Consider the following 1210-nt stretch of genomic DNA (forward strand, 5'->3'; position numbering starts at 1 on the left):
TCTTTCTTGTGAGTATATTATCAGAAGCCTTTTCCCTTCATATTGCATTTCTTTGTATTTTATCCCTTCTGATAATTCAATGAATTCTCCTTCGAACACATTTAGCTTTTTTATTTGTTTTATCGATTTCCCTACTATGAATTCGTAATCAGAGTTTTCTACTATTTCTATGTTTTTCCTACTCATCATCCCTCTGTCTGATACTACTATGACTTTTCCTATGTTGTACCTTTTTTTCATAGTTTCTACCGTGTCTTTGAAAGTGTGTCCTTCAAATGTGTTCCCTGGATATATATCAAAACTTACTGGCATCTTGTCTTGGTCTATCGACATCCCTAACACTACCTGTGATTCGTTGAATTTTTTGTCTTTCGAATATCCCATCTGCATTATCTCGTTTGTTTGCTGTGTTTCAAACGATAACGTCGTTACATCGTAAAATACTAAGTCCACTTTCGAGTTGAATAAACTTATCCTTTGACGGTACATATGCTTTTCTATCTCTTTTTTCTTTTCACATAATACATCCAATGTCCTGTAAAACCAGTGTAAGGCTATCCCATCTTCGCATTCTTCTGACTTTTTGAATCCATAATATTCAAGATTGTTGAATATCCCTAACTTGCTTTTTGGTTCTAATATCCTGTTCATTACCATTATTTTCAAAAGCTCTTGTACATCAAACCTTGTCTTTTCATCAATGTTTTTAAAGAATTCATCCATGTCGTACTTTTTAAACAATCTGTCCACTATTACTTTTATCCCATAATTCTTCTTTTCTGGTTCTTCTTCTATCTCTTCTATCTTTAAACCTTCTTTTATCCCAAATATCTCTTCTAACTTTTTAATTATATTTTCTGCTTCTTTTACACTTATTAAATCAACTCTACCTAAATTAGCTATGATTTTCTGTTTAGTTTTACCGTTTTCTCGATAACTTTCTACTATTCGAAGATACTGTTTACCTTCGTTATTTTTTACAGTTCTAAGAAAGATAAAAATCACCCCTTGACTTCATAATGTCACTTATATTATACCATGAAAATAATTATGAAGTCAACAGAAATGAGAAATTATACACACTAATCATGTCACTACACTTGAATTTTTTTCTCTTCTTTTTTGTTATCAAACCCGCTTTCTACCGTTGGGGTTCCTTCAATTTCCCCTCTTAACTGTCAAAGTCAGGAAAAACAAAGGAATCTATTAA

1 protein-coding gene is annotated in these 1210 nt (G+C 31.7%); it reads right to left on the minus strand.

Annotated elements, in window-relative coordinates; all coding sequences use genetic code 11:
* On the minus strand, positions 1–1005 hold a 1005-nt coding region (locus X924_RS08205), incomplete at its 3' end, for an IS1634 family transposase (protein ID WP_121958435.1).
* Positions 1006–1210 lie beyond the last annotated feature (205 nt).

The organism is Petrotoga sp. 9PWA.NaAc.5.4 (assembly GCF_002895485.1).
Lineage (GTDB): Bacteria > Thermotogota > Thermotogae > Petrotogales > Petrotogaceae > AZRK01.